This window comes from Candidatus Defluviilinea proxima, assembly GCA_016721115.1.
In the GTDB taxonomy this organism is placed as follows: domain Bacteria; phylum Chloroflexota; class Anaerolineae; order Anaerolineales; family Villigracilaceae; genus Defluviilinea; species Defluviilinea proxima.
This window is the reverse complement of the sequence record JADKIW010000001.1, coordinates 4,363,332-4,377,095: the sequence shown is the minus strand read 5'-3', so window position 1 is coordinate 4,377,095 and position 13,764 is coordinate 4,363,332. Positions and strand designations below refer to the sequence as shown.

Sequence of the window (13,764 nt, the reverse complement as noted above, 5' to 3'; positions counted from 1 at the left end):
TTATAACGAATAATTTTTTGTTTCTATGTGTTCGATGGCTGAGTTGAGCCATTCGATTAATGCGTAATTGCTTTTGAGCCCATATTCAAGGGTAAGCATGCTGAGATAGAAGGCGCGTGGATCAGGAGGGGCGGGTTGCGATATGGTTGCCTGATGAATGGCTTGGTAAGCGAGCAGCCCTTCTTCGGCGATCTTTTTTTCGTGTTGCAAAAGGTTGAGCAATTCCTCGTCTGATAGTTTGCCGCCGAAAAAGATCTGAATAAGGAGAGGTTCACGTACGTCTCTCTCCGGTAGTGGGGTGGCGAGCCAGTTATGAAGTTCGGTGCGCCCTGCTTTGGTGATCGAATAGATCTTCATATCAAGCCGTTCTTCACGTTCGATGACTTCTTTTTCGATTAACCCTTCATCGGTCATTTGCGCGAGCGTCCGATATATCTGGCTTTGGTTGGCGGGCCAGAAGTGACGCACGGAATTATCGAAGGCTTTTTTGAGGTCATAGCCGTTGAGGGATTTGTAAGATAGAAAGCCAAGGATGGCATGTTTTAGAGACATGGTTTTTCTCTTTTTATGGTACTAGTCATATAGTACAAGTACTATACTTTGCCACCCCTGACTTGTCAAGGTTAGGATTGGCAAAGAGATTGGGAGCGGCGTAGTGCTTGCAAATCGTTCCTGTATGAAAGGTATAATTTAAAAAAAAGGAAACAAAACATGGATTTGATCTTGATACTTTTGGGAATTGCTTTTTTTGTTATCTTGTATGAAATTTATTCAGGCGAGATCATATCGAACAGGCGGGAAAGAACACATCCTATAAATCGTAAAATATCACCAGCCAAATTTTGGCTGAATATCGGCATACAATTGGTGATCTGGGTTGTGCTGGTTTTGTATCAATTGGGTATGTTCACTGTAGGATAAAACATAAGGATGACAAAATGACGAATGTAGTAATCATAGATGCGATTCGCACGCCGATTGGTGCCTTGGGTGGGACTCTTGCTTCGGTTCGCCCGGACGATATGGCTGGTTCCGTTATAAAAGAAATTGTCCAACGCAATAAGCTTGACCCTGCCCTCATCGAAGAAGTTTTCTTCGGTTGTGCAAACCAAGCTGGCGAAGATAATCGCAACGTGGCGCGCATGGCGGCATTGTTGGCGGGTCTGCCCGTGGAAGTGGCAGGCGTGACCGTGAATCGTCTCTGCGCTTCAGGCTTAAACGCCATCAATCAAGCCGCACGTGCGATCAAAGCCGGTGAAGGGGATATATACATCGCAGGCGGAGTTGAATCCATGAGCCGCGCACCATATTCCTTACCCAAAGCGGAAACTGGTTATTCCTTCGGAAACTTAACCGCTTATGATACAGCGTTGGGTTGGCGTTACCCAAACCCAATTATGAAAGAAATGCATGGCACGGACTCGATGGGTGAGACTGCCGAGAACATCGCAAAAGAACGTCCGCATATCACGCGCGAGAAACAGGATGCATTCGCAGTGCGGAGTCATCAACGTGCCATTGCCGCCATCGACTCGGGACGCTTCAAGCAAGAGATAATCCCTGTTGTTATTCCACAGAAAAAGGGCGATCCAAAGATCGTGAACACGGACGAACGTCCGCGGCGTGATACAACGATGGAATCGCTTGCCAAGCTCAAACCCGCTTTTGCCAAAGAAGGCGGTACGGTCACAGCGGGGAATTCATCAGGCCTGAATGACGGCGCGTCTGCATTACTTGTGATGAGCGAAGAGAAGGCGAATCAACTTAGTTACAAACCTTTAGCTCGTATCGTTGCATCCGCTACGGCAGGCGTCCCGCCACGTGTGATGGGATATGGCCCCGTCCCTGCGACAAAGAAAGCGCTTGAACGCGCTGGCTTGCAAATGAAAGATATCGGTCTTGTTGAGTTGAATGAAGCCTTCGCGGTGCAGTCCCTGGCTGTCATTGAAGATTTGAGCGTTGACCCTGAGATCGTCAATGTCAATGGCGGGGCGATTGCGATTGGGCATCCGTTGGGATGTTCGGGTGCGCGCTTGGTGACAACTCTTGTCCATGAGATGCGGTTGCGTGGCAACGTAAAATACGGACTTGCCACTTTATGCGTTGGTGTTGGCCAGGGCGAAGCGACTATCCTTGAAACGATGTGATGAATTCATAACTATACATTTGGAACATCCATTCAACCTGTACCGTCATAGATGCCAAGGAGAAAAACTATGCGATACAGGTTTTTGTTTATCCTTTTGACTTTGTCTCTTTCAGCGTGTTCTTTCAATGCCGAGTTGGTGACACCGCCTCCACTTCCTACATTGTCTTCTACGAGTACACCTAATAGTATTCTTGCTACGGCGACATCTACACCCATGTCTGTGATGGAGTTGCCCACTGAGACCCCGCCTCCATTCCCAACCTTCACTCCTACGACAACTGTTCAATCCCCTCCAATAAACCTTGGTGTTGCGCCGATCACTTTTGATGCCAATGGAACGTATCGTGATGTTGTGGACACCCTGTCCGCTGGGACGAGCAAAACATATTCGGTGAGCGCCCTCAAGAGACAGGTCATGTCCATTTCTGTTCTACAGAACATAGCCGACGAACAGTGGGCTCATATCCCCATGCGGATCGTCGGTGAAGATGACTTGGTGTTATGTCCCGGTGACTGTACATTCTGGCGAGGTGTTTTGCCTTCAACCACTACGTACTACATCACTTTGTTCCCACTCCAAAATATTCGGAACTTTACGATGCGTGTGGCGATCAACCCTATTGGGGTGGCTACACAGTCCTTTCAGTTTGTGAGCGCGGACGGGACCGCCTCTTTCTCGTATCCAGATGACTTTGCGCCGGTCCGTGTTTCAGGATTGCCTGTTTATAAGACCCAGCCTGAACAAGTTCTCAAGTATATTGATACGCAGGCCTATACTGGTACCAATCTGTTCGGGGCCTATTTTATGTTCGGTTCATCAAGTGACGCAAAAACCGTAGAGACTTGTACTCAACCTGCTTCACTCGGTGGACCCGAAACCATCTGGGGTGATGTGACCATCACCGGTATCAAATTCACACGCAGTGAAGCTGTCGGGATTGCAACTGGCAATATCTACGAACAGGTTTTTCATCGTGTGGCGGTTGATGGTGTTTGTTATGAGATCACATTCTTAACGCACTATGGCAATATGGGTGCTTATTCCCCCGAATTGAAAGTAACGGAATTCGACCGCCCAGCGCTTCTGAAAAGATTTGAAAGCATCCTTTCCACGATTGTCATCAAATAATGATTTGAGGATAGAATTAAGCGCATCCGATAAGGAAAGGAAGCGCTTAATGAAATTTAAACTCTTAATGGCATTGGCAGGCATCTTGTTCGTTGTATCCGCGTGTAATGCGCCTGCTTCTTCATCCACGTCATCGACGGAGTCTGCTCCCGCGCAACAAGCAGACACGAATATCCCTGCAACCGACATACCTGTTCCAGCACAGATCAATGCACCGCTTGTCGATGGGCCAGCGATCGTCTCCATCCAATTTCTTAATGCAGTGGATGGCTGGGCTGTGACCGAGACTCAAATCATCCGTACGAACGATGGTGGGGTCACATGGTACAACGTCACACCACCTAATGTCACAGAGACGGGCTATGCCACAAGCGTGTTTCCCTTCGATAACTCTCATGTCTGGATCCAGAAACCAGACTTTGATAATTATCCCAACAGTGGTTTCCTGTATCGCACCTCCGATGGTGGGCTCACATGGACTAACTTAACGACTCCATTCAGTGAAGGCAAAATTCAATTTCTCGATGTGAACAACGGTTGGGCGCTTGCCAATTTGGGTGTAGGCGCAGGTTCGAATGCAGTGGCCATATATCAAACAACTGATGGCGGTTCCACTTGGACACAAAAGTATATCAATGACCCGAACAACCAGAACGCGGGCGATACGCTTCCTCTTGGCGGGTTGAAATCTGGTATCGCGCCGATCAATATGCAAACGGCATGGATTTATGGCGTCACGTATTCAACCGGTTCGGTCTATTTATTCCGTACGGATGATGGCGGTGCAAATTGGAGTCTCGTCACATTGCCTTTGCCGCCCGGTGCTGAAAATTATGAATTGGGCATTGAGCCCGACCATATGAAATTTGTTTCCCCGAAGGATGGCTTTATTAGCGTACGTTTTAGCGGTGATGTTTCACAGGTCGCGGTGTACACTACGCATGATGGTGGCGCTACCTGGACGCTGACACCAACCTTGATCCCTGATGGTGGCTCGGCCGATTTCCTGTCAGCGAGTGAAGCGGTCATTTATAACGGCAACCAATTCTACGTTACGAAAGACGCGGCGCGCACGTGGAGCATCATCCCGCCTGATGTGAAATTCGGTGAAATATTCGCCGGGCTGGATTTTGCTGATCTCAACACTGGCTGGGTCGTAACACTCGACTCGAATGATCATCGTTCGTTGTATCGTACAAGTGATGGAGGTATGACATGGTCTCCCGTCGTTCCTTAACTCGCGCTGAGCGGAATGTAACGAAGTCGAAGCGTTGGCAGATGGGAATCGTAATCTTGTTCGCCATTGTTTTGACTTCCTGTGGAAGTCTCGCGCCTCTCTCACCGACGCCTGCTCCGGCTTCCGAACCAACTTCTCTCCCCGATACCCCAACGCCTGAGCCCGATCACATTGCACAACTCCGCAACGCGGAATATCAATTGGGCATTCCCGAGTCGTTGCGTGTTGTAAAACTGACCGATGGAAAATATGAAGAAGGGGCGCCCGGTGGCGTGGACTATGTTGCCGTGACCATGTTAGATTTCGCGACCAAAGGATCCGTTGATGGAGCTGGGAACGATAAGTATGTCACGTTAGTCGCAGAGAATTATGGCGGCTCCGGTACTTTTGTTTTTCTGGTTGTATTTGCCGACGAAAATGGGACGCCGAAATTTTTGACCTCTCGCATGGTGGATGACCGCCCGCAGATCAATGAACTTTCGCTTTCAGATACTAATGAGATCTTTTTAGATGCAACGATCCACGGTTCGCAAGACCCGATGTGTTGCCCTACCTTGCATACAACGCGTCATTTTCGGGTTAATGCACTTGGCAACTTGAGTATGACCGATTACACAACATTTACACCTGATGGTAGACCTCGTACGATCAATATCGAGGCTCCTGCACAGGGTACGGAGGTATTCAACAAAGTAGAAATCAAAGGCAGTGTGGCCATTGCTCCGTTTGAAAATAATTTGACGTATCAGATCGTGGACTCTGCTGGCTTAGTGCTTGCCATTGGCTCGATCACTGTCAATGCAACGGAGTTGGGTGGTCCCGGTACATTCGACCAAACCATATCACTTGGTAATGTTTTATCTGGCGCGAAGGTTCGACTTGAGGTACAAGATCTTAGCGCTGAGGATAATTCCTGGCTTGCGATGGATTCAGTTGAATTGGTTGTAAAATCTAAATAAGCTACTATGCCAAAGCAAAAATACTATGTCGTGTGGAAGGGACGCAAGACCGGCATCTTCACCTCGTGGGCGGAATGTGAACAACAGGTGAAGGGTTTTACCGGCGCTGAGTATAAGGCGTTCGGCACGCTCAAAGAGGCTGAGTCAGCTTTTCAGTCCAAGTATGAGGCGTTTAAGGGAAAGTCATCCTCTCTTGGCAAGTGGAAAGAATCCGATACACCGCCCATCCTTCCATCTATATGCGTAGATGCGGCTTGCAGTGGTTCGCCAGGCAAACTGGAGTATCGCGGTGTGTTTCTCGACTCGGGGAAGGAGTTCTTTCACATCGGTCCATTCCCCGATGGGACGAATAATGTGGGTGAGTTTCTTGCCATCGTCCATGCGTTGACGTGGTTGATGAAGAACGAAAAGGATATACCCGTATACTCTGATTCTGAAAATGCCATTGCATGGGTATATACGGGGATTTGCAAAACCAACCTGAAACACACGGGTAAAAATGCCTTGATCTTTGCCATGATCCGCAGTGCCGAGAATTGGCTGGCCGAAAATGAACTGCATGATAATTCGGTCTTGAAATGGAATACGGAAGAATGGGGCGAAAACCCTGCAGATTTTGGAAGAAAATAGTTTTGTAGAGGTGGATATGATGAAATGGTTATCATTATCATGGCGGGTTGGACGTATACGGGATGTAGAGATCCGATTTCATTTTTCAATTTTATTCAGTATCTTTATTGTCTATCGGATATTTCGTCCGATAGATGATGTGCGGGGTGTGCTTGCGTTGTTGTGGTTGACGGGATATATCCTTTCCGTTTTTTTGCACGAATTAGCGCATGCGATGGTTGCAAAGCTGGTACATGTAGATGTGAAAAGTATTGTAATCTGGCTTCTCGGTGGTTTTACTAACCTTACTCGTGAACCAGAAAAGCCTTTACATCGCCTTGCTATCTATGCCGCTGGCCCCGTCGCCACTTTCCTTGTCGGCGCTTTGTGTGTTGCAGCCTATTTTTTCACACCGGCTAATTTGTCACTCTATTGGATGTATATTTATACAAAGCTGTTTCTTTCATTGGCTGGTTTAAATTTTATCCTCCTGGTTTTCAATATCCTGCCGATATACCCTCTTGACGGTGGGAACGTTTTACGGGCCTTGATGGAGTTTCTTTTTGGAAGAAACAACGCAAATCTTATTACCATAATTGTCAGCGTTCCGGTTTTGGTCGGAATGATATGGTTTGGAATCAAAATGCGGGATTATGTATTGCTGGCTTTTTGCGTGTTGATAGCGCTGGCAATAGGTACACTGAATTCCTATACGCTTCGCTGGATCAATCTTGGTTTGAGTTTTCTCTTTAAACGTGGTGGTTATTATTTTTTACGAGAAGATTATGAGCGCGCAGTACAATATTTCACACGGCATATAGAGAAGGAGCCACAACAGGCTAATCATTATATTGCGCGCTATATTTGTTATTCTCGGATGTTGCAAAATGAAAAAGCATTTGTTGATTTAGAACATGTCTTAATGATTGCGCCAAATAACGAAATGGCTTTGTTAGCGCGTGGCGATACATGTCTGAAAGAGAATGATATTGACTCTGCATTAAATTGGTACGAGCAAGCTCGTCAACTTCATCCAAATTCAATGCTTCCATACATAGGTCGTGGGTTTGTTATGATGCGTAAAATGGAATTTCACTCTGCACTGGAAGAATTCAATAAAGCGAGTTTGCCCTTTGCGTCTGTTCCATTATTTTATGTTGATCGTTCCAGGGTACATTTTAAGCTCGGAAACCTTGATGCTGCTCATAAAGATCAAGATTTAGCTTTGCATCTTTCTCAAAAAGACGCACTAATAAAATCTGAGTCAACCTTATATGAATATGAAGGATATTTGGATTGGGCTGAAGATTATTATGCACGTGCCATTTCATTGCAGCTGCTTTCGTCTTATGCATATCAGGGGCGTGCTGACGCATACCGGGTTAACCATGAATTTGATAAGGCAATTTTAGACTATACTCGCGCGTTGGAAATTAACCCTCGTGAACCATTATTGTATTTAGGACGCGGTAAATCATATGACGCTAAAGGTGATAAGAGGCGTGCCGCCGAAGATTTTCGTCAGGTTTTGGCAAAAACAAGAAAGTTGCACCTCAAACATCAGGCTGAAGATTTGTTGCGATCGCTCAATGTCGAGTAATATTTGACATAGTAAAACTCTATTAGTTTATTCATTCGAAATGAAAGGATGAAATGAAAACAGCCCTACTCGTAATTGACATTCAAAAAGACTATTTCCCCGGCGGCAAATTTCCGTTAGTGAACCCGGAAGAGGCCGCGAAGAAAGCCTATATGCTTCTTCAATGTTTCCGCGAACATGGCGGGCGTCATGTCCACATACAGCATATTTCGATCAAGCCTGATGCAACCTTTTTTATAAAAGGTGATAACGGTTCAGACATTCACGATCTGGTCGCGCACTTTGAGGGTGAGCCGATCATTTATAAGCACGAACCTAACTCGTTCCTGAAAACAGACCTGCTCGAACTTTTAAAAGGTTGGGGAATTGAGCGTGTAGTCATTACAGGTATGATGACCCACATGTGTGTGGATGCAACTGCCCGCGCCGCATCTGACCTCGGTTTTCAAGTCATCATCGCAGAAGATGCCTGTGCGACTCGCGATCTGAAATATGGCGACACTGTCATTCCCGCTGACCTCGTACACAAATCTTTTCTCGCGGCGTTGAAGTCCTATGGCAAGGTGATGAAATCGGAAGAAGTCATTGCATTGCTCGCAGGAGAGATGGTGAAATAAAAGTCCTTCGACTTCGGGCTTCGCCCTCCGCTCAGGACGGAAAATCATAAATCTGAAATCGTAAATCCGAAATCATATGACCACACTTGACCCTGAAAAACAAAAACAAGCAAAACAATATGCACGCATCAGCCGACGACTGTGGTTGGTGGATACAACTTTCAGCACAGCCTATGCATTGGTGTGGCTATTTCTTGGGTGGGCAGTGTCATTGCGCACATGGCTGACTCATTGGCCGCTGTTTACGAATCAGTGGCTTCTTGTCCCAGCCTTCGTCTTTATATTCGGCGGTGCATACGCTCTTGTCAATCTCCCTCTCAGCTATTACAGCGGATTTGTCCTACCGCATCGTTTCGGACAATCGAATCAGACGTTCAAAGACTGGATCATTGACCAGCTCAAAGGACTCGCGGTCGGGGCGCCCATTGGGTTGTTCCTGCTCGAAATGCTGTATCTCATCTTACGCATCACCGGTGATCTATGGTGGCTGTGGGCGGCGGGCGGACTGTTGGTCTTTAGCGTTTTACTTTCCAACCTTGCACCAGTATTGATTGCCCCTCTATTTAATAAGTATGTTCCATTAGGTGATGAACACAAAGAACTGGCCGACCGCTTGCTGGCTTTGGCTGAACGTGCCAACACAAAGGTCCGAGGTGTCTTCAAGTTTGATATGTCCAAGCGGACAAAGTCTGCCAACGCCGCGCTCACAGGGATTGGCAACACACGCCGCATTGTATTGGGTGATACGCTGATCGAAGAATTTTCAACCGACGAGATCGAAACTGTCCTTGCGCATGAATTGGGACATCATGTTCATCGCGATATTCCGTTGCTCATCACATTCGGCGCGGTCAGCACTACTTTGAGTCTGTTCCTTGCGTCGCTGGCTTTGAAGTGGGCGATTGGCTACTTCGGTTTTGAGTCTGTTGCAGATGTGGCCGCATTCCCTGCGTTTAGTCTCATTCTCGGTGCCTACGAGCTGATCACCATGCCGGTGGATAACGCCGTATCCCGCTGGAGGGAGAATATGGCTGACGATTACGCGTTACAGACTACGGGTAAGAAAGAAGCGTTCGCTTCCGCTTTTACACGGTTAGCGAATCAAAACCTTGGAGAAGTCGATCCTGAAAAATGGGTGGTATTCCTGTTCTATTCACATCCCCCGTTGGGTGAACGCATTGCAAAAGCACAAAATTGGAAAATGGCCTGAGGCTATTCCATTCGCATCCATGATTTTCTTTGGATAAGGACCGGGATGAGTATGATCGCTGTGATCACTCCTCCCAAAATGACAATCAAATCTGTATCGCCTACTTCGGAGCGATCCTCTTCTACTGGGGTAGGGGTGGTTTGCAGAAGAATGGATGCGGTGGTTGAATATCCCTGCCCCGAGATCTTTGCAGTGTAGGTGATCATGGCGCTTGAAAGCGCAATCAACAAACTGACCCCTAGGATGATGGCTGGACGGATAAATCTTTTCATAGGATTTGCAAAGTATAACATGCGCTGACGAGGTCTTTTCAAGGTGACCCGCCAGATGCACCTAAGAACATGTCGAATTTTGCAGGTTTGGTGGCTTTGTATCAACCATACATGTACCGACACTTATTATTGTAATGGTTTGTCCTTTGCAGTATAATCGCCCCGTTGCTGGCGGGGTTCAGCAATGCGAGGAGATGAGTTAAGTCCATCTTTTTGTGTTGATTCTCCATTATTGCTCGTCCAGGTCTTTGCTGGCAATGACCGGGGCGAGTCTTATGTTTGTTCTGCACTTCGAATCATTTATTGTGAATTTTCCGATGTGCAGTTTTTTCAAATTGTAATACCTACTTTTTCGATGTGATTTATATTAGATAGCGGACTTACTTCAAGTAAATCATCAGTTACAGGAGCCTGCATGGTCAAGAAGATATTTGAATGGGTACTGAGCCCAATGGGGCGGATCGGCGTGCTGATCGCAGCATTGTCTGTATTCAGCCTTTTTGCATTCGGCATCTATCAGACCCAACAGTCACTTAGGGAACAGCCCATTGCATTCCGACATGATGTCCATGTCAAAATGGGGGTTCAATGTTTGTACTGTCACCCAGGTGCTTTGCGCGGACCTTCTCCCGGTTTGCCGACACAAAACAAGTGTTGGGGTTGTCACCAACAGATCGCCAAAACTCTGACGAGTGAAAGGCTTGCGGTGTTGGTAGAGTATGTAAAGAACGATAAACCCATCAAATGGGTGCCAGTGGCGCAAGTACCGGACTTTGTACACTTTAATCATCGTCCCCATATTGCGGCAGGCGTCAACTGTGAAGATTGTCACGGCGACCTAAGCAAACAGGAGATTTACGAAAACCCGCAAGTGTTGAACATGGGTTGGTGTCTCAATTGTCATAAGTCACGTACAGCGGATAGTATTCAGAACAATCCTAACAACGACCCAAAAGTTTCCGCGCTTCTCGAAGAGAAACGTGTCAAATTGACCGATTGTGGAACATGTCATTATTAATCCGGGTGAAAAGGAAGATATCATGAGCAAACAAATTTCCCGGCGTGATTTTCTCAAGTTGGCTACAACGGGTGCGGCCACCACGGCTGTTCTCACAGGTTGTGGCCCGGCTTCGCGTTATGTTGATCGCGAACCGTACAAGAAGATGCCCGAATATACCTACAATGGCTTGAGCACCTATTACGCCACAACCTGCCGCGAATGCGCGGCGGCCTGCGGGCTTGTTGTCCGCACCATGCAAGGACGCGCCATCAAAGTGGAAGGTAACGCCAGCAATCCTGTCAATCTCGGCAAGACCTGTGCGCGTGGCCAGGCCACACTTCAAGGTTTGTACAATCCTGATCGTGTCGAAAATCCTACGAAACAAGGTCGTGCTACCAATCTATCCAAGAGCACTTTGGATTGGGACGCCGCCGTTCAAGTTGTCTCCGATGCACTCAAGAATAACAATCCATCTGAGATCGCTTTCTTGATGGGCATGGCTCCCGATCATCTCTTTGATCTTGTGTCTGACCTCGCGAAAGCCATCGGTGCTCCGGCCCCGGTCCGCTTTGGTGCGTTGGGCATGTTCGAATCACGTGCCACCTTGAGCAAGGCCGCTGAAAACCTTCTCGGTCAATCGGCCATGCCGTTCTTCGATATTGCCAATGCAGACCTTGTCCTTTCGTTTGGCGCGAACTTCCTCGAAACATGGATTTCTCCCGTAGCTTTCACGCGCGGTTTCTCGAAGATGCGACGTGGCAATCCAAAACGGCGCGGCCATTTCATCCAGTTTGAAGCGCGGATGTCTCAAACCGCTTCCAAAGCCGATGAATGGATCCCGCTTCTTCCCGGGACCGAAGGCTTGGTCGCTCTTGCAATCGGCCGGCTCGTGGCTGAAGCCAAAGGTGGCGCAACTCCGAAAGCCTTTGCATCAGTCAATGTGAATGATGTTGTTACGGCTTCTGGTGTGAAACTGGAAACCCTTGAGCATATCGCTCAATTGATTGTAGAGTCCGAAAGCCCGCTTGCCATCCCCGGCGGTGCGGCACTCGGTCAAAGCAACGGGCTTTCCACTGCTGAAGCAGTTCTTGCATTGAACGCGCAGGCTGATAACTTTGGTAAACCCGGCGGCGTATCCCTTTCACCACTTTCACCGAATCAAGATGCCTATCATCGCCCTGCCAACACGCAGGAGATGGGTGACTTCATTAACAAGATGAAGAGTGGTGGCGTGAAGGCTCTGTTTATTCATGGCGTCAATCCTGTTTTTGAATTGCCTGTGTCCCTCGGCTTTGCTGATGCGCTTGCATCTGTCCCGCAGGTGATCTCGTTCGCCACCTTCGCGGATGAAACCGCCATCGCATCTGATTATGTTTTCCCCGATCATCACGGACTTGAATCTTGGGGATACCAACGTGCTGTCACCGGTACCAGCGAGTCGGTTCTGTCTGGCGCCCAGCCTGTTGTGACTCCTTATTTCAATACGCGCTCCACAGCAGATGTGTTGATCGCCGCCGCACCCAATGCCTTGCCTTATGCTGATGAAGTTGAATTCATTCAATCAAAATTGAACTCGCTTCTTGGACAGGAAGGCTCCTTCATCGCTGCTGAAATCAATACATTCTCTGCTTACTTCCAGCAACATGGCGGTTGGTGGAAGACTGCGGATGCATCCACAGTTCCTTCCGCCTCTAGTGTGCTGAGCAAGAGCGTGAACGCTAAACCTGCTGAGTTTGGCGGCGAAGGTGAGTTCTTCTTCCTTCCATTTGTCTCCCCGACTTTAGCCGATGCCGGCGCGAATAAGCCCTGGTTGCAAGAATTACCTGACCCCACAACAACAGTTATGTGGAATACATGGGTTGAGATCAATCCTGAAACTGCGCATGAGCTTGGCATTGAGAACGATGATGTCGTGCAGATCGTTAGCGAAGCGGGCAGTGTGGAAGTGTCTGTTTATTTGTATCCAGCCATACGTCCAGATGTGATCGCGATGCCCTTTGGGCAGGGTCACAAGGCATATGGTCAGTTCGCGGCCGGTCGCGGTGCGAATCCTGCTGACGTGTTGGGTGTCCATTTGAATGAAGCAGGTGACTTGGCGTTTGCTGGTATGAAGGTTGATGTGAAGAAGACCGGCAAGAAGAAGGAAATCTCCCGTCTGGAAAGCCGTATGGGCGTCTATGGCGAAGGAATGGGCGAGGAGCATTAGAGGAGCAAATGATGACAACGATAGATTTGAATCGTATAGGCGCCAAAGGCGCAATCGCAGAAGAGGCTGAAGGCAAATGGGGCATGGTCATTGACCGTGATGTTTGCACGGGCTGTCAGGCTTGTGTGGCCGCATGTGCCATGGAAAATAATATTGCGTATGTCGGTGAAGAGGATGCTGGTTACGGTAGAACCATGCATTGGATTCGCATTGAACGCTTTTGGGAGGGTGAATACCCTGAGGTGAAATCCACTCATCAGCCGATGCTCTGCCAACAATGCGGACATGCGCCTTGCGAGCCCGTTTGCCCAGTCTTTGCTACTCCGCATAGCATGTCAGAACAGATCAATTTGCAGGTTTATAACCGTTGTATCGGTACACGGTATTGCGCGAACAACTGTCCGTATCAGGTGCGTTCCTTTAACTGGCGCGATTATCAGGACAATCGCTTACGCCCTGAGATCACCATCCTTTCCAACCAGTTCAACCCGGATGTAACGGTTCGCCGCCGTGGCGTGATGGAAAAATGCTCCTTCTGTATCCAACGCATTCACAAAGCAGAGGATAAGGCCAAGTCTGAAGGTCGTGAGGTCGAAGACGGTGAGTTTACAACCGCTTGTGCACAGGCTTGCCCTGCCAATGCGATCACCTTCGGTCGCTTGGACAACCCGGAAAGTTTGGTCAGTCAATTAGCGCAAAACGAGCGTGGTTACAAACACCTTGATGAACTGAATACATTGCCGCGTGTGACTTACCTCAAGGAAGGTTAATAAGAT

At 48.1% G+C, this 13,764-nt stretch carries 14 protein-coding genes; 12 read left to right on the top strand and 2 right to left on the bottom strand.

Annotated features, from left to right (window positions below):
• Entirely contained in the window at nt 1–552 is a 552-nt protein-coding gene (locus IPP66_20260; GenBank protein MBK9927610.1) for a PadR family transcriptional regulator, read from the bottom strand.
• 159 nt (nt 553–711) lie between these two features.
• On the opposite strand from IPP66_20260, the gene IPP66_20255 reads away from it, so the two are divergent.
• From IPP66_20255 to IPP66_20215, 9 genes are all read left to right on the top strand, one after another.
• Nucleotides 712–921 carry a hypothetical protein gene (locus IPP66_20255; protein MBK9927609.1) on the top strand — a complete coding sequence of 70 codons (210 nt, stop codon included), beginning with the start codon at nt 712–714 and terminating at the stop codon, nt 919–921.
• A gap of 17 nt (nt 922–938) precedes the next feature.
• Entirely contained in the window at nt 939–2,147 is a 1,209-nt protein-coding gene (locus IPP66_20250; GenBank protein ID MBK9927608.1) for an acetyl-CoA C-acyltransferase, read from the top strand.
• Nucleotides 2,148–2,216: 69 nt separating this feature from the next.
• A complete protein-coding gene (locus IPP66_20245) occupies nt 2,217–3,278 on the top strand; it encodes a hypothetical protein (protein ID MBK9927607.1) in 1,062 nt (353 codons plus the stop codon).
• A gap of 49 nt (nt 3,279–3,327) precedes the next feature.
• Nucleotides 3,328–4,515 (top strand): hypothetical protein, encoded by a 1,188-nt coding sequence (locus tag IPP66_20240; protein MBK9927606.1) that lies wholly within the window; start codon nt 3,328–3,330, stop codon nt 4,513–4,515.
• The gene (locus IPP66_20235; GenBank protein ID MBK9927605.1) at nt 4,494–5,474 is read left to right on the top strand and encodes a hypothetical protein; all 981 of its coding nucleotides are present in this window, start codon (nt 4,494–4,496) and stop codon (nt 5,472–5,474) included. The genes IPP66_20240 and IPP66_20235 overlap by 22 nt, the downstream gene beginning before the upstream one ends.
• Nucleotides 5,475–5,480: 6 nt before the next feature.
• Nucleotides 5,481–6,104 carry a ribonuclease H family protein gene (locus tag IPP66_20230; protein ID MBK9927604.1) on the top strand — a complete coding sequence of 208 codons (624 nt, stop codon included), beginning with the start codon at nt 5,481–5,483 and terminating at the stop codon, nt 6,102–6,104.
• A 16-nt stretch (nt 6,105–6,120) separates the two neighbouring features.
• Nucleotides 6,121–7,683, top strand: a complete 1,563-nt coding sequence (locus tag IPP66_20225) for a M50 family metallopeptidase (GenBank protein MBK9927603.1) — start codon at nt 6,121–6,123, stop codon at nt 7,681–7,683.
• 53 nt (nt 7,684–7,736) lie between these two features.
• Nucleotides 7,737–8,300 carry a cysteine hydrolase gene (locus tag IPP66_20220; GenBank protein MBK9927602.1) on the top strand — a complete coding sequence of 188 codons (564 nt, stop codon included), beginning with the start codon at nt 7,737–7,739 and terminating at the stop codon, nt 8,298–8,300.
• Between the two features lie 76 nt (nt 8,301–8,376).
• Complete coding sequence (locus tag IPP66_20215; GenBank protein MBK9927601.1) at nt 8,377–9,510, top strand: M48 family metallopeptidase; 1,134 nt, start codon at nt 8,377–8,379, stop codon at nt 9,508–9,510.
• A gap of 2 nt (nt 9,511–9,512) precedes the next feature.
• Here IPP66_20215 and IPP66_20210 read toward each other — a convergent pair whose 3' ends face one another.
• Complete coding sequence (locus IPP66_20210) at nt 9,513–9,782, bottom strand: hypothetical protein (protein MBK9927600.1); 270 nt, start codon at nt 9,780–9,782, stop codon at nt 9,513–9,515.
• Nucleotides 9,783–10,197: 415 nt separating this feature from the next.
• Between IPP66_20210 and IPP66_20205 the strand changes: the two genes are divergently transcribed.
• From IPP66_20205 to IPP66_20195, 3 genes are read left to right on the top strand one after another with little or no spacing between them, the layout of a single operon-like run.
• Nucleotides 10,198–10,800: a cytochrome c3 family protein gene (locus IPP66_20205; GenBank protein ID MBK9927599.1), complete on the top strand. Its 603-nt coding sequence runs from the start codon at nt 10,198–10,200 to the stop codon at nt 10,798–10,800.
• A 22-nt stretch (nt 10,801–10,822) separates the two neighbouring features.
• On the top strand, nt 10,823–12,988 hold the full coding sequence (locus IPP66_20200; protein MBK9927598.1) for a molybdopterin-dependent oxidoreductase: 2,166 nt from the start codon (nt 10,823–10,825) through the stop codon (nt 12,986–12,988).
• Nucleotides 12,989–12,999: 11 nt separating this feature from the next.
• Nucleotides 13,000–13,758, top strand: a complete 759-nt coding sequence (locus IPP66_20195; GenBank protein MBK9927597.1) for a 4Fe-4S dicluster domain-containing protein — start codon at nt 13,000–13,002, stop codon at nt 13,756–13,758.
• Nucleotides 13,759–13,764: the final 6 nt, after the last annotated feature.